15 protein-coding genes are annotated in these 18,238 nt (G+C 45.9%); 5 read left to right on the top strand and 10 right to left on the bottom strand.

Going from position 1 to position 18,238, the window contains the following annotated elements; translation table 11 throughout:
* Window positions 1-211: 211 nt before the first annotated feature.
* From DOM22_RS11090 to DOM22_RS11065, 6 genes are all read right to left on the bottom strand, one after another.
* A complete protein-coding gene (locus DOM22_RS11090) occupies window positions 212-685 on the bottom strand; it encodes a hypothetical protein (protein ID WP_142700437.1) in 474 nt (157 codons plus the stop codon).
* Between the two features lie 106 nt (window positions 686-791).
* Window positions 792-1,547: an ABC transporter substrate-binding protein gene (locus DOM22_RS11085; RefSeq protein WP_142700436.1), complete on the bottom strand. Its 756-nt coding sequence runs from the start codon at window positions 1,545-1,547 to the stop codon at window positions 792-794.
* Between the two features lie 68 nt (window positions 1,548-1,615).
* On the bottom strand, window positions 1,616-2,260 hold the full coding sequence (pdeM, locus tag DOM22_RS11080) for a ligase-associated DNA damage response endonuclease PdeM (RefSeq protein WP_142700435.1): 645 nt from the start codon (window positions 2,258-2,260) through the stop codon (window positions 1,616-1,618).
* Window positions 2,229-4,676, bottom strand: a complete 2,448-nt coding sequence (locus tag DOM22_RS11075; protein WP_142700434.1) for a ligase-associated DNA damage response DEXH box helicase — start codon at window positions 4,674-4,676, stop codon at window positions 2,229-2,231. Before DOM22_RS11075 ends, pdeM begins: the two co-directional genes overlap by 32 nt.
* Window positions 4,663-6,288, bottom strand: coding sequence for an ATP-dependent DNA ligase (locus DOM22_RS11070; RefSeq protein ID WP_142700433.1), 1,626 nt, complete (start codon window positions 6,286-6,288; stop codon window positions 4,663-4,665). Before DOM22_RS11070 ends, DOM22_RS11075 begins: the two co-directional genes overlap by 14 nt.
* Entirely contained in the window at window positions 6,285-7,292 is a 1,008-nt protein-coding gene (locus tag DOM22_RS11065; protein ID WP_142700432.1) for a ligase-associated DNA damage response exonuclease, read from the bottom strand. The genes DOM22_RS11070 and DOM22_RS11065 overlap by 4 nt, the downstream gene beginning before the upstream one ends.
* Window positions 7,293-7,411: 119 nt before the next feature.
* On the opposite strand from DOM22_RS11065, the gene DOM22_RS11060 reads away from it, so the two are divergent.
* Window positions 7,412-7,885 carry a DUF421 domain-containing protein gene (locus DOM22_RS11060; RefSeq protein WP_142700431.1) on the top strand — a complete coding sequence of 158 codons (474 nt, stop codon included), beginning with the start codon at window positions 7,412-7,414 and terminating at the stop codon, window positions 7,883-7,885.
* A gap of 13 nt (window positions 7,886-7,898) precedes the next feature.
* On the opposite strand, the gene DOM22_RS11055 is transcribed toward DOM22_RS11060, so the two are convergent.
* From DOM22_RS11055 to DOM22_RS11045, 3 genes are all read right to left on the bottom strand, one after another.
* The gene (locus DOM22_RS11055) at window positions 7,899-9,074 is read right to left on the bottom strand and encodes a zinc-dependent alcohol dehydrogenase (RefSeq protein ID WP_142700430.1); all 1,176 of its coding nucleotides are present in this window, start codon (window positions 9,072-9,074) and stop codon (window positions 7,899-7,901) included.
* 14 nt (window positions 9,075-9,088) lie between these two features.
* Window positions 9,089-9,685, bottom strand: a complete 597-nt coding sequence (locus tag DOM22_RS11050; protein ID WP_210415616.1) for a hypothetical protein — start codon at window positions 9,683-9,685, stop codon at window positions 9,089-9,091.
* A gap of 164 nt (window positions 9,686-9,849) precedes the next feature.
* Entirely contained in the window at window positions 9,850-11,217 is a 1,368-nt protein-coding gene (locus tag DOM22_RS11045) for a hypothetical protein (protein ID WP_246845593.1), read from the bottom strand.
* A gap of 240 nt (window positions 11,218-11,457) precedes the next feature.
* Here DOM22_RS11045 and DOM22_RS11040 point away from each other — a divergent pair, with 240 nt between their 5' ends.
* The 4 genes from DOM22_RS11040 to DOM22_RS19930 all read left to right on the top strand — a co-directional run bounded on the left by DOM22_RS11040 (window position 11,458) and on the right by DOM22_RS19930 (window position 16,931).
* A complete protein-coding gene (locus DOM22_RS11040) occupies window positions 11,458-12,318 on the top strand; it encodes a 3-hydroxybutyryl-CoA dehydrogenase (RefSeq protein WP_142700428.1) in 861 nt (286 codons plus the stop codon).
* A 12-nt stretch (window positions 12,319-12,330) separates the two neighbouring features.
* The gene (locus DOM22_RS11035; RefSeq protein WP_142700427.1) at window positions 12,331-13,131 is read left to right on the top strand and encodes an enoyl-CoA hydratase/isomerase family protein; all 801 of its coding nucleotides are present in this window, start codon (window positions 12,331-12,333) and stop codon (window positions 13,129-13,131) included.
* 78 nt (window positions 13,132-13,209) lie between these two features.
* Window positions 13,210-16,449 carry a fused isobutyryl-CoA mutase/GTPase IcmF gene (gene icmF, locus DOM22_RS11030; RefSeq protein WP_142700426.1) on the top strand — a complete coding sequence of 1,080 codons (3,240 nt, stop codon included), beginning with the start codon at window positions 13,210-13,212 and terminating at the stop codon, window positions 16,447-16,449.
* A gap of 326 nt (window positions 16,450-16,775) precedes the next feature.
* Window positions 16,776-16,931 carry a hypothetical protein gene (locus DOM22_RS19930; protein WP_168196635.1) on the top strand — a complete coding sequence of 52 codons (156 nt, stop codon included), beginning with the start codon at window positions 16,776-16,778 and terminating at the stop codon, window positions 16,929-16,931.
* An 83-nt stretch (window positions 16,932-17,014) separates the two neighbouring features.
* Here the strand turns inward: DOM22_RS19930 and DOM22_RS11025 are convergent, their stop codons facing one another.
* Entirely contained in the window at window positions 17,015-18,238 is a 1,224-nt protein-coding gene (locus DOM22_RS11025; protein WP_142700425.1) for a DUF1501 domain-containing protein, read from the bottom strand.

Below are 18,238 nucleotides of genomic sequence, written 5' to 3'. Positions count from 1 at the left end.
TTCTTCGATCGATGGGGCAATGTTGGATCCTATTCCTCGTGGATTATTTCTGGTGTCGGGTATTGTTTGTGCGGAAGTTAGTTTTTTAATTGGAGTTGATGGGGTGGTGGAGATCAAAAATAAAAAGCCCCGGGGTGCCGGGGCTTTTTATTTGATTTGGTTTTTTTAGAAGTGGGGGTTGTGATCCCCTTTTTTTGATTTTCTTTTTTGTTTATTTCCAAGGGCAGGCGTATGTTGCTTGGCCTTCTACCAATGTGATGTTGTCGTCTTGGTTGTAGGCTGCTAGGTCGCCGGTTGCTGTGAATACTACGCCGTAGGGGTTGTCACCTGGGTAGGATTTGGCTTCGAAGAAGATGGCGCCAGTGGTTTTTGATTTCATTGTTACGAAATAAAGGTCGTTGTATTGTTGTTCGCCGGTTGTGAACAGGGCCTTAATTTCGGCGAATGTTAATGGTTCTGTTGTGTATTCAACTTGAATCAGGTGGGCGTTGATCATTCTTACTTGTTCATCTGTCAGGCTTGTGGCTTTGTTTACGTAGATGAAAGTTTCAGAGAAGGCTTTTTCATAAGCCTCTGGGTCGTCAGAAGTTTGTAGGGCGCATAGTTCTAACTTTTTTGAAAAGTCTGCAGCGGCGAACGCGTTTGTTGAAATAAGCAATGCTAGTGAGAGGATCATTGTTTTCATGGTTATTCCTTTTTTTATGCCTAAGGAATTATCCTGAAGAATGCTCACAGAGTAGTGAATTAACTAGAAGTTAATATGCATTTTAAGCATATATATGGAACGGGTCCTACTCAAGGTTCTTGAAATAGTAGGAGCTTAGGATCTTGCTCAAAGTGCCGTTGCGGGTGATTTTTGCGATGGCTTTGTTTACGTCTTCGATTTTAATTTTTGATTTTTTAGATACAGCACATTTGGTGATCACTTCGTCCAGTGTCAGGTCTACAGAGCGCAGCGGAGGATAGAGATTGTTGTAATAGGCATACTCCAAGTTCGACATCACGATATAGTTGATGCGGCCTTTAAGGAGCTTTTTAATGTTGGAGATGTTGTTGGGGCCATCTTCGCGTTTTAGGGCGCCGGATTCGAAAGAATCTTCCAGGCTGGTGTAGATAAAGTTCAATACGACGCCGACATGTTCGCCATAGATTTCTTTGAGGGAGGTGACCGGTTGTTCTCTTAAATAAACCAGCACATTCGAACTGCGGTAAAGTTTGTTCGACCACCAAACATCGTTTTTTATAGCGGGCTGCCAAACTTCGGAAAGGTGGCACAGGATATCGATTTTTCCTGAGGACAGGCTTGGGGCCACTCTTCTTTTTGGAACCAGATACCACTTCAGATCCAGGTCCATTTCTTTAGCCAGGGCTTCGCCTAGGTCTTTCAGAATTCCGCCAATGAGTAGGGAACTTCCATTGTCATCTTTCAACTTCACCAGCGGCATCGCATAATCCATGTTGACGCCAAATACGATCTGGCTCTTACCTTTGGCGAAGGCAGAACTCGCGAGGAGAGCAGAAAGTATGAGGACAAACAATTGTTTCATTACCACAGCATATCCAATGGCAGCTGTATGTCATATAGTTTTCCAGCAAAAGCTTAAATTTTGTGAATCTATTCAACTTCAAAGATTTCTCTGTTTCCTATCGCGAAAATTCTTTTATTTGGTCCTGGCTTGACGGCGTAGCCACCCGTCATGCTACCAAAAGCGGGGATGGTGAGGGCTTTTTTCTCTAAAACAAAGCATGGGAGTTTCAGACGCAGAGCTCCTTGGTTTATGTTCACGAGTGGATGGGTGTGGCCTTGGATCTGGAAAAGATCGGTGTCTGGGTTCTTATGCCCATGGGTCATCAAAAAGGGGCCCATCTGCAGTTCCTCTTCCACAAAGTGAAACGGCATATTCCGAAGAATGTCGTGGGACCCCGTTTCGTGATTTCCCAAAAGCAGAGTCCATTCGATATTCCGATGAGCCGCAAAAAAGCTGTTAAGATCTCTGACCACAATCTCGCTCAAAGAATATTTATTATGAATCCAGTCACCTAAAATTACCACGCGATGAACGGCATAATAGTGGATCAGCTGATTTAATGTGTCCAGATCAGCCAGATGTCCACCTGATGGCATAGGCACTCCGGCAAATTGATAGCTTTCTGCTTTTCCTAAATGCAGGTCCGATAAACCCAACAGATTTTCGGAGCGCCAGAGGAATGCCTTTTCGGGTAAAAGTTCAATGTTTTGTTGGGCTGCTTGAATGATCATTCTTCTTTTCCCAACTTTTTTTAAGCCGTGCGATTTTCATTTCCAGGCTTTCGTTTGAAAGATTTCCGATCGCTATGTTTTCCACCACCAGCGGAAAAGATAGCGGGGAGGGAGAATCAAGCTCCACCCATACGGCTTTCATTTTACTCATCCGTTGTAAGGTGCGACGAATGCGCCCACTTTCCAAAGAGTTCGCCAAGACTTCATCAAAGCTTTGACGAATGAGCAGATTTCCTGGTTCATGTTTTTTAAAAACATCGTAAAGTAACGAAGCGCTGACCTGCATCTGACGGCCGGTTTTAGGGGAGCCAGGATAACCCACAAATACCAAACCCGCGATCTGCGCAATTTCTTTAAACTGGCGTTGGCTTAATTGTCCAATTTGCAAAGACTGACCAATCTCTTCCACCAAGCCGTGGTCAGAAAAAAAGTCATCATCAAACAGACCTTCAAAGTCATATTCAACAGGACCCATGATCTCAAAACCATAGTCATTCAAGGCAAAAGAAAATGTCGTGGGCGCGCGTTGTGCAAAACGATAGCCCCACAACTGTGCCATACCCTCATGAACCGAACGACCTTCAAAAGGATAAACGAAAATATGCGTGCCTTGTTTGGAAGTCCATTTTTCAATCAGCAAAGTATCCGGTGAAGGCAAAATCGACATTTCACTTTGTGTTCCCAAAAGAGGTTTTAAAAATCTGTCCAGACCAGGATGCTTTTCGGTCAGAACCTCACGAAAGGCGTTACCCAGTGTTTCGGAAATGGGAAAGCGGCCACCATACCAGGAAGGCACATTGTTCGTGGGAGCTTTGCTGGCCTTCACATAGGCCGTCATATCTTTCAACAGGACAAATTCCAGTTTCTTGCCAGCAAATTGAAACACGTCTCCTTTTTTAAGTTTGGAGATAAAGTTTTCTTCAACCGAACCAATGCGGGATCTGTTGGTGTAAGAAACTTGAACGGATTGTCTGGAAACGATGGTGCCGATACTCATGCGATGAAGTTTTTCGATACGCGGATCCGCAGGGCGATATTTTCCTGTTTCATCGTCCATCACCAATTTATGAAACTGGGGATATGATTGCAGAGTTTCCCCCCCTTGAGTCAGAAAGCGGCGACACCAGTTAAGTTCTTCTTGTGTGATTTCTGAAAATGAAAACGTTTCTTTCAAAGAAAGCCACAACTCATCCATTCTAAGGCCGGGCCCGCAAGCAAGTGTCATCATATGTTGCAGTAAGACATCGATGGGTTTTTTTAAGGGTCTGCGGGCTTCGATATGTTTTTCGCTCAAAGCTTTCTTCACCGCCTCAAGCTCTAATATCTCCCAAGAATTTGTGGGAACAAATAGCAGACGACTTTTCCCACCCGGTCGGTGGGCAGATCGTCCTGCTCGTTGAATCATGCGAGCGACCATTTTCGGAGAGCCAATTTGTACAACCCGTTCAACGGGTTGAAAGTCGACACCTAAATCCAGCGAAGAAGTGCAAACCACCCACTTAAGATCACCATTTTTAACGCCCTCTTCGACTAATTCCCGCTCTTCTCTTTCTAAAGAGCTATGGTGAAGTGCCATGAAGGGTTCCATGTCAGGTTTGGCGGCAAGCAAGGCCTCAAACCATCTCTCCGCTTGGGACCGAGTGTTCGTAAATATCAAAGTTGAGACTTCAGGATCTAAAAGTTCAAGTAGTGAATCTTTCAGGGCAAAACCCAGATGCCCTGCCCAAGGAAAGCGATCTATCTTCTCCGGCAGCAGACAGTCCAGATCAAGCTTGCGATCCGAGCTTCCCGAAATAATGGTCGGTTCGACAGCGCGGCCCACAGCCACCTTAGCAGCCTCATCCAAATTTCCAATGGAGGCCGAAAGTGCCCAGGTCTGCAGTTCTGGATTAATCGAGCGCAGGTAAGATAAAGACAATTCACAAAGGCTTCCACGTTTGCTCGCCATCAATTCATGCCACTCGTCCAGGATGACGACTTGAAGATTCTTAAAGAAATCTTCTGCCTCAGGTTGCGAGATCATCACGGCCAAGGATTCTGGTGTGGTCAACATCAGATCGGGTGGATTGGTTAATTGTTTTTTCTTTTGCGCATATCCCGTGTCACCGGTGCGCGAGACGACTTTGATGGGCCACTTCATGGCTTGGATGGGTTCTAGAATGGCCGCTTCAATATCACGAGTTAAGGCACGCAGGGGAGTCAGATAAAGAGCTTTCAAACCGGGACGGGGTTCTGCAATCATTTTTGCCAACGGTCCCATAACCGCGGCATAGGTTTTTCCCGATCCCGTGGGGATATGCAAAAGCCCGGATTCGCCCTTCAAATAGGCTTTCCAGCTTTGCTCCTGAAATGGAAAGGGTTTCCATTTCTTACTCGTGAAAAAATCATGAATGGGCTTTAGTTCATCCTTCGCCATTGACGGCCTTTAATAATTCTTGGGCGGAGTTTAGGGTATCAGCATCGTCGACTTTTTTGTCTTTCCGCCAGCGTAAGATCCGGGGAAAGCGCACCGCAATCCCAGATTTGTGACGAGTGGAGGCACCAATTCCTTCAAAGCCAATTTCAAAAACATGTTCTGGCTGGACTGAACGAACAGGTCCAAACTTTTCTTTGGTATGGCGGCGTATCCACGCATCCAGTTCGTCGATCTCTTGTTGGGTAAGTCCGGAATAGGCCTTGGCAAAGGGAATCAACTCATGATTTTCATTCCAAAGAGCGAAAGTATAATCGGTGTACAGATTCGAACGACGGCCTGTTCCCGATTGGGCATACAACAGGACCGCATCTAAAGTTAATGGATCGACTTTGAATTTCCACCAGTTCCCGGTTTTTCTGCCCACGGAATAAATTCCCGCCCACCATTTTATCATCAAGCCTTCGGCATCTTTCTCGCGGGCCTGCAGGCGCAGATCATTCAGTTCTTTCGATGATTCAGCTTCCACGACTGGAGACATTCGCACTTGCGGGCTTTTGATCTTTCCTAATACCTGGGCGAGATGCTTTTTTCTTTCTCGCAGAGTTTCCTGCCGTATATCACGGCCCTTATTTTCCAGGCAATCATAGGCCATAAACCCTGCGGGAAATTCCTTTAGCATTTGCGCTGAAACCTTTTTTCTTCCCAAACGTCTTTGCAACGCTTGAAACGAAGAGATCTTTTGGTCTTTAAAAACCAGAATTTCTCCATCAATGACCGAGCCCTCAGGCAGATCGCTGAAGATTTCCGCAAGTTCCGGAAAAGTTTCTGTGATGTCTTCTTCTCCTCGGGACCAGATCCAGGTTTGACTTTCGCGGCGTATGACTTGGGCGCGAATGCCATCGTATTTCCATTCTAGACACCATTCTTCTGGATTAAAACTTTGCTCGCTGCGCTCACTCCAAGAGTGAGCAAGGCAAAAGGGATAGGGCTGACTGAATGACGCCGCCGTTGCTTCTTGGGTAACGATTTTTTCAAAAGCCTCTTCGCCGGTTTCCAAGGTTCCGGTCAAGCGGTGGGCTATTTGATCTGTGGGGACACCATAAACTTCAGACAGGGCTCGAATAACCAGTTTATCACTCACGCCAACACGAAAGGCTCCGGTGATAAGTTTATTCAAGATATAAACTTCCTGGGTGGTAAGCTTGCTCCACAGTTTTAAGAGCTGATCTGCCTGCTGAACTTCGTCTTTAATCGCAGCAAGCTTTGGGATTTCTATTTCCATCCACTCCGTGAGGCTTTTATTTTCCTTGCCCGAAGTTTCGCGGCATAAATTCAGTGAATGCGCTAGCAGGCTTAAAGTTTCTGCCGTGTCACCCACGTGATCGCGGCTTTCATCATAAAGCCACGCCGGATAGTGTGTACTGGCCAAAAACAGACTGCTTAAAGTCCTGGAGGTAATAGTTCTGCGTGATAATTTTCCCGTCAATAAAATTAACGTCCACATCGAATCTTCCGGAATCGTTTTTTCGAAGTACTTTTTCAGAGCCCCGATTTTTTCGTTGGTCGAGGTTGTTGAATCCAGTTCCTCATAAAGTTTCACAAACTCCTTCACGACGCCTCCTCTTCGGCTTCGTATTCAGTGTGGAAAAGTTTAACTTCTTTACCTTGTTCTTGAAGATACTTTTGTAGAACGTCGGTTCTTCCGTGTGTGAGATAAATTGTTGAGGCATCGGTCTCGGTGATGGTTTGATTTAGCTCATTCCAATCGGCATGATCGGATAGTGCAAAACCTCTCTCGTAGCCTTTGCGACGGCGAGTCCCTCGTACCAGCATCCAGCCCGATGCAAATGCCGTTTGTGGGTCTTTAAACCGCTTCATCCACGGCGAGCGATGCGCAGACGGTGGTGCTAAGATCAGATCGCCTTTAAAACCATATCCTTTTTCATGGTTTTGGACTAAAGATGTGGGAAGCATTTTGATTCCCGCATCTCGATAAATTTGCGTCAGCGTTTCCACGGCTCCATGAATGTAAATCGTTCGATCCGTTAAACGGCTCAGTTCAGCCAGGATCCGTTGCGCTTTTCCTAATGCGTAACAAAAAAGCAGGCTGGGACGATCCTGATCTGATTGCCACCATTCAAATATTTTCGCAGCGGTTACTTCGCCGGGATCCCATTTATATACGGGCAAAGCAAAAGTGGCTTCCGAGATGAAGGTGTCACAAGGAACCACTTCGAAGGGATCACAGGAAGGATCGGGCGTTCTTTTATAATCCCCCGAGGCCACCCAGACTTTGTTTTGATACTCGATCCTTACTTGTGAAGAACCCAGAATATGACCCGCGGGATGAAAGCTTACCCAAGTGTCACCCATCTTAAATTTTTCACCAGCTTTGTAAGTTTTAAGAGGAAGATCGGCACCCAAACGTAGATTTAAAAGGGGCGCACACTTGACATTTGCATGGTACTCTCCTGAGCCCCAGCGTGCATGATCGGAATGGGCATGTGTGATTAAAGCTCGGCTTACGGGGCGCCAAGGGTCGATATAAAAGTCGCCTTGTTCGCAATATAAACCTTCATTGGTGGCCCTGACGAGCTCGGTGGACTTCGACTTCATGTCAGTCAATATACGTTAATTAAGAGGGAAATTCTGTATGTGTAATAACAGCTCTGGCGAGTTCGCCCTCGACAAAATAAGACCGTGCTTTAATTTTGATGAATGGACGGGGGTGACGGGTGTGGGCACTGCAAAATCCGTGGTGGGAATACGTTGTCCGAGCGATTTTAGTTTATGCAGCGGTCTTTGTTCTTTTGCGATTCATGGGGAAAAAGCAGATTGGTGAACTAAGTCCCTTTGATCTGGTCTTACTTTTAATTATCAGTGAATCTGTCAGTGCCGCCATCACGGGGGGAGATAACTCGCTGACCGCAGGAATTATTTGCGTGAGTACGTTTGTTATCGGCAACTACTGCTTGGATATACTGGGATTCAAATCAAAAAAAGTGGAGCGGCTGCTGGAAGGTGAAGCGCAAAAGATCATTGAAAATGGAGTGATAAATTTGGAGCTCTGTAAAGAGGAATATATCACGCTTGATGAAATCGCTTCAGCGCTTCGTGAGCACGGTATCAAAGACATTAGGAAGGTGGATTTAGCCATGTTGGAAACCAATGGTAGGATCACGGTCGTAAAGCAGCCCACGGCAAAGTAGGCTGCTGTAATCACTAATGCATTTTGATCACGACTTTGCGGTACTCTTCTTTTTTATCATTGAAGTTTTTGTAGGCGTCCGGTCCTTGGCTGATATCAATACGATGACTGATAATTTCTGACGGATCAATTTTATCCTGCAAAATCATATCTAATAGCGGCTTCATGTATTTTTGCGTATGAGTCTGACCCATCGCAAATTTCAAACCTTTTCCAAAGGCCGCTCCAAAAGGAATTTTATCTAGGAACCCACCGTAAACCCCAGGAATCGAAACCGTCCCGGCCTTACGGCAGGCCTGGATCGCTTGACGAAGAACGTTCGGGCGATCGGTTGCCAGCATCACAGACATTTTTGCGTAGTCTAAAATTTCCATAGCGGTGTGACCGTGAGCTTCTAGCCCCACAGCATCGATACAGGAATCGGGACCGACTCCACCAGTCAGATACTTGATTTCATCAAGCACGCCGTTTTCATCTTCATCGAAGTTAATTGTTTCGGCTCCGGCTTTTCTGGCGAGTGCCAAGCGACTTGCATAGTGGTCAATGCTGATCACTCGTTCGGCGCCCAGCAAAAATGCGCTGCGGATCGCAAGTTGTCCGACCGGGCCTGCGCCCCAAACACAAACGGTGTCTCCACGTTTAATGTTCGCGTTTTCCGCCGCCATGTAGCCGGTGGGAAAGATGTCGCTTAAGAACAAAACCTTTTCATCGGGAATGCCGTTGGGAACGACAATTGAATTTGTTTCAGCGTAAGTCACGCGCAGATATTCAGCTTGGCCTCCCGCAAATCCACCATACATGTGAGAATAGCCGTAAAGCCCTGCGCCACTAGCTCCATAAAGAGCTTCCGCCATATGTGCGTTGGGATTTGAATTGTCACACGCGGAAAACTCTTCCCGTTCACAGTGATAACATTTGCCACAACCCATATCAAAAGCGACGACAATTTTGTCTCCGACTTTTAATTTTTTGACATTGGGTCCGACTTCAACGATCTCGCCCATATTTTCGTGTCCTAAAATATCGCCTTTTTTCATAGTGGGCATGACACCATTATATAAATGAAGATCCGATCCACAAATGGCGGCTGTGGTGATTTTGATAATCACATCATCCGGCGCCAGAATTTTTGGATCTCTGACGGTTTTGACTTGAACATCGTGTTTGCCTTCCCAAGTAAGTGCTCTCATTGATTCGTCCTTTTTTAATGTTTAAGTTGTGGAAGATCTTCGGCACGACCGCTGGGTTGGCCTTTCGTGGTTGGAACACTGCCTGTTTCGCAGAAAGCTTTGATACGGCCTAAAATCTTTCTGGAAACGGTCTCTGCATCTTTGCCCATGAATTTTTCAAAGAGGGATGCAAATTTGCCCGCTTTATTGTCATATACCACCGTCATTCGCGCGATCGTGCCACGATTTGCCTGAGCTCTTTCAAGTTCGATTGCCACCGAGTAATCAAATCCTGCGCCGTCTTCAGAGCGCCAAAGAAGAGCGGGACTGTTCTCGTCAAATTCACTTTGCATGACGAAATCAAAGGCCTCGGGTGATTCTTCGTTAGCGTCAAAAAACCATTTGTTTTTGTTTTCTGAAACGAATTCGGTCTTGCTTAAGTTTTCAAAAAAATACGGAAGGTTTTCCGGTAATTTTAGTAATTGGAAGACTTCTTCCGGAGTCTTTTTGTGAATGGTCATACTGAGGGGAAGTTTTTTCTCGTCATGCTCAGCACGCATAGTCTCTATAATTTGGCTCTTGGATTTATGTTGAATTTTTTTTGCTTGTTCAGAGGAAGTTAAAGGGCACATACGAATCCTTTCCACATAGTTTCAACTGACCAGGTTGATGCTAAGATTGGAAAGAACATGGGTAAAACAAAAATAAGGGTCCAGTGTAGGGATGCATGTTCATCGCACTCTGTGAACGAGAAAGTGGGATGAACGTAATGGAACTTGTGACAAATTATTTGAATTTATTTACGAACCACTGACCAGCGAGTCGAGTCAGCAAGAGATCCAGCCAATTTTATTTTTGAAGAGCCCGTGTCGACATTGATGATGATTTGCGAATTGGAAACGGCTTCAATCTGAGTCAAACGCAGTGTTTTTGGATTTTTGTGAATGGAGGCTTCGATCGCATCGGCCACGACTTCCCAACGAATAAACGGTTCAAAGCTATGTCCTTGGTTGGTGCTTTTGTAAGAGCCTACAAACCACTGACCTTTGGGATGAATATAAACCGGGTAGTTCTGATTTCCAAACTGCGGAATCTGCTTCCACGTTAAACCATCTTCGGTAGTGTAAACACCTTCAGCTGAAACAATTCCGCGCACGGAAGTCTTGCTTTCAAAAGCAATCGAATAAATTTCGCGCTTCATCAGTTGTTCCGTTGTGATCGTGTTTTTGTCTGCGGCTTGAGTCGTTTCATGAGGAACGAAATTTCGTTTCCACCAAACTTCCCCATGGCCGTCGACTTTGCTTAGCGCCCACACATTGGCTTCAGGTTTCGTGATTTCCACTCGAGAAAGCAGTTGTGGGCCACCTGGTGTTGCGCGAGTCACAACTCCGCGAGTACCACTTGTGATGTAACCTAGGGCACGTTGAATAGGAATCTGTGCACGTTGAGCGGTAACCAGATACTCGCCATTTCGGTGAGTGATCGGAATCCATTTGTTATCAACGAAAGCCAGGTTTGAAAAATCAGCGCGGGAAGCAAAGTGATTCACATCCACGAATCCGCTCATTCCGTTGAACGTGATTTTCATAAAGCCTTTTTCAAAACCAGCAGGTTGCACGCGACTGAGGCGGGGGACCGTGGTGATCACTCCCGAAAGACTGGTTGGCTCTTTACGCAAATAAGTATCCATGATGTTCACGAAAACACCGGTGTCGTCGTGACGATTTTTAAGCATCGAAAGAGGCACCCAGCCAATCACTTGATCGCGATATGTTTTTACGCGGGCCCAATAATCATCCGTTTCCAAAATCTCAACCGTGGCCCCCGGACTTAAAACTTTGATGGTGCCAGAATCGTTGCGATTTAATGACTGAAGTTGGCAGGCGGAGTTGGTGTCCACTAAGCGCGCGACTTGGATGTCTTTCAGGATTTGTTTTGCTTCCAGTTCGTACTCGCGACGGTCCCAGCGTACACGGTACGTGCTTTCGATCTGCGTCGAAATCAGCTTCGCTTCCAGGATAGTTCGACTCGCCTGGCCAGAGGCGAAAGAGCTTTCTTTTGTACGGTAAAATGAGATGGCCGCACTGGCATCCGTGGCTAAAGCCGCATAAGCAGAGGGAGCAACGAGCAAAATGGGAAAAACCGCGGAAAATATAGCGTGCATCAGTCTATTGTGAGGCCCGCGACCCACCGCTCTCAAGACCAGAACTTTTGACCCCAGGTCTAAAGTAAAGTACCTAATTTACGTCGGAACTGTTGAAAATACCCCAACTGACATCGTTGTCGGACCTTTCCCTCGTTGCGGCGTATGTGAAGTACGCCTCACTACGGAAAAGTCCCTCCACCTTGCAGTTGGACCATTTTGAACAGTTCTGTTTTACGAAGTTATAACACGGAGTGGTATATGGATATCAAATTGATCGGTATTGTGGGCGCGGGACAAATGGGGAACGGGATTGCTCAAGTGGCAGCAAACTTTGGTTTCAATGTGGTCATGATGGACGTCAGCGGCGCTTCTCTTGAAAAAGGTATGGCAACAATTTCTGGCAGCTGTGATCGCTTGATCAAAAAAGCCACGATGACTGAAGCTGACAAAGCAGCTCTTTTGGGTCGTATTAAAACAACCCAAGAAACAGCAGGTCTTAAAGACAGCGACATCGTGATTGAAGCTGCGACAGAAAACATCGATCTTAAGCTTAAAATTTTCAAAGACTTGGACGCGACTGTTAAACCCGGAGCTTTGTTGGTTTCTAACACGTCTTCAATCTCCATCACTAAAATTGCAGCAGTAACGAAACGTCCAGACAAAGTTGCTGGTATGCATTTCATGAATCCAGTTCCATTGATGAAACTTGTCGAAGGTATTCGTGGTTTGCAAACTTCTGACGAGACTTTCAAAACAGTTCGCGCTTTGGCAGAGAAAATGGACAAAGTGTTCGTTGAATCTGTGAAAGACATGCCAGGCTTCATCGTAAACCGCATCTTGATGCCAATGATCAACGAAGCTGTTTACACTTTGCACGAAGGCATTGCTTCTGTGGAAAGCATCGACTCGGCAATGAAATTGGGAACAAATCAACCCATGGGTCCTTTGACTTTGGCAGACTTCATCGGTTTGGATACATGTCTTGCTATCATGAACGTGCTTCATGATGGTCTAGGTGATTCTAAATACCGTCCATGCCCACTGCTTGTGAAGTACGTTGAAGCAGGTTGGATGGGTCGTAAATCAGGTCGTGGTTTCTACGACTACTCTCAGAAATAGGTTTAAGTATTTATGGCAAGTTTTAATTATAAAACACTTCTTCTTGAGCAAAAAGCGAACGGCGTTTGGGTTCTAACCGTAAATCGTCCTGAAGCTTTGAATGCTTTGAATTCAACAGTCCTTGAAGAGATGGCGGATGCCCTTCGTCAAATCGGCGAAATGCCGTATATCGATGCTCGCGCCTTGATCATTACAGGCTCGGGCGAAAAAGCTTTCGTTGCGGGCGCTGATATCAAAGAGATCAATGCTCTGGACGAAGAAAAAGGTATGATCTTCGCTCAACGTGGTCAGTCTATTTTCCACGAGCTGACTCTTTTGAAAATTCCGGTGATCGCAGCTGTGAATGGCTTCGCATTGGGTGGTGGATGTGAGTTGGCATTGGGTTGTGATTTTATCTACGCTGCTGAGAATGCAAAATTCGGTTTGCCTGAAGTCAGCCTTGGTTTGATCCCGGGCTTTGGCGGTACGGTTCGTATGGCTCGCGCTATCGGTCAACGTAAGGCTCGTGAACTGACTTACACTGGCAACATGATCACTGCAGCGGAAGCTCTGGGTTATGGCCTGGTAAACAAAGTTGTTCCGCAAGCGGAATTGATGGCGACAGTCATGAAAACTGTTGAAGCGATCTTGTCAAAAGCTCCTATCGCAGTGGGCATGGCAAAACGTTCGATCAATCAAGCTTGGGATATGGACGTTGAGGAAGCTCAGAAAAACGAAGCAAGAATCTTCGCTGAACTTTTCAACACCGACGACGTTAAAGAAGGCACCGGTGCCTTCATTGAAAAACGTAAAGCAGTATTCAAAGGGCAGTAGTTCTACACTCCGGCCCTGCCGGAGTAGTTTACATTGTCAGCGAGGTGAAACTACTTGCTGATGTTACATAAGGTTTTTATGGCATATACTCCAAAGCATCCAGTTAGAATTGTCACGGCCGCAGCACTATTCGACGGTCACGACGCCAGCATCAATATCATGCGCCGTATTTTACAAGATATGGGCGCGGAAGTGATCCACTTGGGTCACAACAGATCAGTCAGCGATGTGGTGAAAGCTGTTCTGCAAGAAGGCGCGCAAGGCGTGTGCATCAGCTCTTATCAGGGCGGTCACATGGAATACTTCAAATACATGCGTGATCTTTTGAACGAAGCGGGTGCGGGTTACGTACAAATCTACGGCGGTGGCGGCGGAGTTATCGTTTACGACGAAAAGAAAGAACTTGAAGCCTACGGCATCTCGCAAATCTTCCATCCCGATGACGGTCGTCGTTTAGGGTTAGAAGGCATGATTGAAATGATCGTTAAAGGTTGTGATTTCGATCTTTTGGAAAAACAAAAAGAATTTAAAACTAAGAAAAACATCTTTCCTGGTGACACCGTTCCTTCAGTGGAATTGGGTGTGGCCTTGACCGCTATCGAAAACGGTAACAAAGATGTTTCTTTTTCTTCCTATGGCCTTGAAAATTTCAAAGCCAAACAACCACCATTGGTACTTGGTATCACAGGTACAGGTGGTGCGGGTAAATCTTCATTGATCGATGAGTTGGTTCAGCGTTATTTGAATGCTTATCCAGACAAAAAAATCGCAGTGGTCTGCGTGGATCCATCAAAGCGTAAAACCGGTGGCTCTTTGTTAGGTGACCGTATCCGTATGAACTCTTTGTCTCGTACAAAGGTTTTCATGCGTTCGGTGGCTTCCCGTGGATCAGGTCGTGAGATCGCATCGAGCTTGCCAGAGATTTTGAAATTCGTTCGCCAATTGGACTTCGATTTCATTATCGCAGAAACATCAGGTATCGGTCAGGGCAATATGGCGATCACTGAAGTGAGTGATATGTCCATGTACGTGATGACATCGGATTTCGGTGCTCAATCCCAACTTGAAAAAATCGACATGATCGACTTTGCGGATTTGATTGCGGTGAATAAAGCCGATCGCAGAGGTGCTTTGGATGCTCTTCGTGACGTATCCAAGCAGTACAAACGCTCGCGCAAGATCTTTGACGAAAAAGTTCAAGTTCCTGTGTTCTTGACTCAAGCGTCTCAGTTCAATGATGGCGGCGTTAATAAATTATTCTTTAAGATTGCAGACCTTTTGGAAGAAAAACAAAAGGGCCGCTGGGTGGTGGATGCCGCTTATAAAAACAACATCCTTTCCGCGGAAGAGCACGGAATCATTTCGCCAGATCGTCAAAACTATCTGGCTGAGATCGTGGGCACAGTTCATAAGTACAAAAAGCGTACTGAGGAGCTGGCTGAAGTCGCTTCGAAACTTGGCGGCTTACAAAAGCTTGCTCCAATGTTGGGAACTCCTGCAGAGACAGTTCAAAAAGTTCAAAATCAACTTGAGGCTGACTTTACGGCTGAAGAGTTGGAAGCACTTAAAAACTTCGATCAATTGGTCGAGCGTTATTCTGGTGACGAATTGGTGTTCCAAGTTCGTGATAAAGAAATTCGCCAAAAATTGGTTCGTGAATCTTTAAGCGGTACGAAAATCCGTAAAGTCGTAGTTCCTAAAATGAAGGACTGGGGCGACAGATTCCGTTACTTGAAACTTGAAAACGTTCCGGGTGAATTCCCATTCACAGGTGGTGTATTCCCTTTAAAACGTGCCGATGAAGACCCTAAGCGTATGTTTGCGGGGGAAGGCACTCCTGAAAGAACAAATCGTCGTTTCCATTACCTGACTAAAGGTGAAACGGCTCATCGTCTGTCCACGGCTTTTGACTCTGTGACATTGTACGGACAAGATCCTGATCAACGCCCAGATATCTTTGGTAAAGTCGGGGAGTCAGGTGTCAGCATTTGTACTTTGGATGATATGAAAAAGCTTTTCGCAGGCTTTGATTTGATCAATCCAAACACTTCCGTATCCATGACAATCAACGGTCCTGCACCAATGATCCTGGCTTTCTATTTCAACACAGCGATTGATCAGCAGGTTGAAAAGAAAGAAAAAGAACTCGGTCGTAAAGTGACGCCTGAAGAGTACAACGATATCGCGATCTGGACTTTGCAACAGGTGCGCGGAACGGTTCAAGCGGACATCTTGAAGGAAGACCAAGGTCAAAACACTTGTATCTTCTCAATCAACTTCGCATTGAAAATGATGGGCGATATTGCGGAATACTTTGTTAAGCAAAAAATCCGTAACTTCTACTCGGTTTCTATTTCGGGCTACCACATTGCAGAGGCGGGTGCGAATCCGATCTCTCAATTGGCGTTTACACTTTCAAATGGTTTCACATTCGTTGAGTACTATCTGTCCCGTGGTTTGAAAGTCGACGACTTTGCTCCAAACTTGTCGTTCTTCTTCTCAAATGGCCTAGATCCTGAGTATTCAGTTTTGGGCCGCGTGGCTCGTCGTATTTGGGCCGTGGCAATGCGTGACCTTTACAAGGCGAACGATCGTTCGCAAAAATTGAAGTACCATATCCAGACTTCAGGTCGTTCCTTGCATGCGCAGGAAATCGATTTCAATGACATCCGTACAACGTTGCAAGCCTTGCTAGCGATCTATGATAACTGCAACAGCTTGCACACGAACGCGTACGATGAGGCAATCACAACGCCGACAGAGGAATCTGTTCGCCGTGCGATGGCGATCCAAATGATCATCAACCGCGAATTCGGTATGACCATGAATGAAAACCCTATGCAGGGTTCCTACTTCATGGACGAGTTAACGGACCTGGTTGAGGAAGCAGTCCTTAACGAGTTCAAAAAGATCAACGAACGCGGTGGTGTTTTGGGTGCAATGGAAACTCAATACCAACGCTCTAAGATCCAGGAAGAATCTTTGTACTATGAGCGCCTAAAACATGATGGCACATTACCAATCATCGGCGTAAACACATTCATCGATCCCAAAACAATGGCAGCGGACTACGTTCCGCCAAAAATTGAATTGGCTCGTGCATCCTACGAAGAGAAAAACCAACAGCTCGACAATGTTCATGCTTACCAAAAAAGCCACCAACCAGAAGGTGACTTGGCATTGAAAAAGCTAAAAGAAACAGTCCTCAACGGCGGAAACATCTTCGCCGCATTGATGAACGCCGCAAAATACTGCAGCCTTTATCAAATGACGACAGCGCTCTACGAAGTAGGCGGCCAATACCGAAGAAACTTGTAGGTAACAGTTCCCTTTTCGGAATGCACTGCGGAACCGCAGCGGTTCGGCAAGGCGTAAAGGTATTAAAGAAAAAGGGAGTCGCAAGACTCTCTTTTTTTATTGAGAAAAAAGGTACGGACTTACTTTCTCCAAGACTAATCCAAATTAAAAAAGCATCTTCGGTAAATTAGGTAAAACACCCTGCAATCCTTGTCAGGCCCAGCGCAATAAATGGAACACTTATCTGTCTCAGGATGAGATATAAAGTCCGAGATCGAACAGGGTGGATTTGAAGAAGGATTGTTCCACTTTGAGTGACGGCCCTGGGTTTGCATTAGTAAACCTGTATGAAAAACAATATCTCCAAACTCAAAAAAGCAGTGGTTTACGTGACTATCATTTTAGCAGGCGTCAATGTTCTTCTGACAGCGGCACATGCGATGTCTGGGGAACAAGAAACGAAGGCTCATTCGTTCCATAATATCGCTTGGGAAAAACGCTAGTTCATTTCTTTGAGGAATCTAACAAACAATTTATAAAACAAAAACGCCGCTTCATCCGCGGCGTTTTCTTTTTTAACTTACAACTATTTTAAAACTCCACGAATCGATTTCGTATTCTGACGGGCGCAACCGAACATCGCGCGGCTTAAGCCTAAACTATCCGCCACGGTCGCCATCACGTTTTCTGGCGTGATCATCTCGCCCATCGAAAACTCATCTCTGCGAGTCGCCACACGGCCCGTAGTGAAGTCTACCGGAACGGCCACGTGGTAAGGCATACCTGAACCAGAAACACGGCGGTTCACAATACGGCTGCCACCAATTGCAGTGTTCTTTTTAAAGCCAGGTCCAGACACCAACACGGAGTTCGTCAGTGGATTGTGGTCTTTACCTTTTGCTTCATTCAATGCTGGCGTACGAGCGAACTCAGAGAAGGCAATGATCGTCGTTTTATCAAACAAAGTTTGTCCATCAGCTGTGGGCACGGATTTTAGAACTTTCACCATCATTGCAAATTGATCCCAAAGGTCGGCCTGCTTTGTGAGGTGATTTTTCACATGTTCCGAGTGAGTATCAAGATCTGTATTAGATCTATAGCTAGCAGATCTTGAAACACCCGTCGCAAAAGAGGCCGCTATAGCCGCTATATCAGAAGGTGCTTTCGTATCGGCAACGATTTTATCACGAAGCTGCACAAACTTGGCAATTTGGCCCGATTTTCTGATCAGCTCTTCGCGAGCGCGGTCTAAAGCTCCACCTCGGGACGTGCCGGAATTTAAACCATTTGATCCACTCATTGATGCCAAGTCACTGATGCTGTATTGATTCACAATACGATCAGCAATGGACAGGGGAGAGGACGAGATCACACCGAAGTTATCATCTTCATCATGCATGGCTGCGAACTCAATCGCCAAATCCGGAAATTTATTAGAACCATTACCAGTTCTCATCATGGCTTCAGCCGCTGGGTGTCCGTTGTCAGATTCAGACAAAAATACCCCGCGAATCACAGAAAAGTCATTCAGGACATTTTGAATTCTTGCCATCGCAGGACCATAGATGACATTCCCCACACGCACCAGATCATTGATACCGTACTCGATGAAATAGTCGGTTTCCAAGGGACGCTGTTCTGCGGTCCAAGGCTCAAGGCCCAGGCTTACATCAGCGCCACCGCTGAGGTGAAATGTTAGTAAGTATTGATCCTGAGATTGCAAAGCCCAACTCATTGCAGGCATCAATTGTGATAGACCACTAAGAGCGAAAAGACTGGCGCTGTTTTTTAAAAAATGGCGACGATTCAT

Source organism: Bdellovibrio sp. ZAP7 (assembly GCF_006874645.1).
In the GTDB taxonomy this organism is placed as follows: domain Bacteria; phylum Bdellovibrionota; class Bdellovibrionia; order Bdellovibrionales; family Bdellovibrionaceae; genus Bdellovibrio.
Note: the sequence above shows the minus strand (reverse complement) of the source record. Positions and strands in the feature narration are given on the sequence as shown.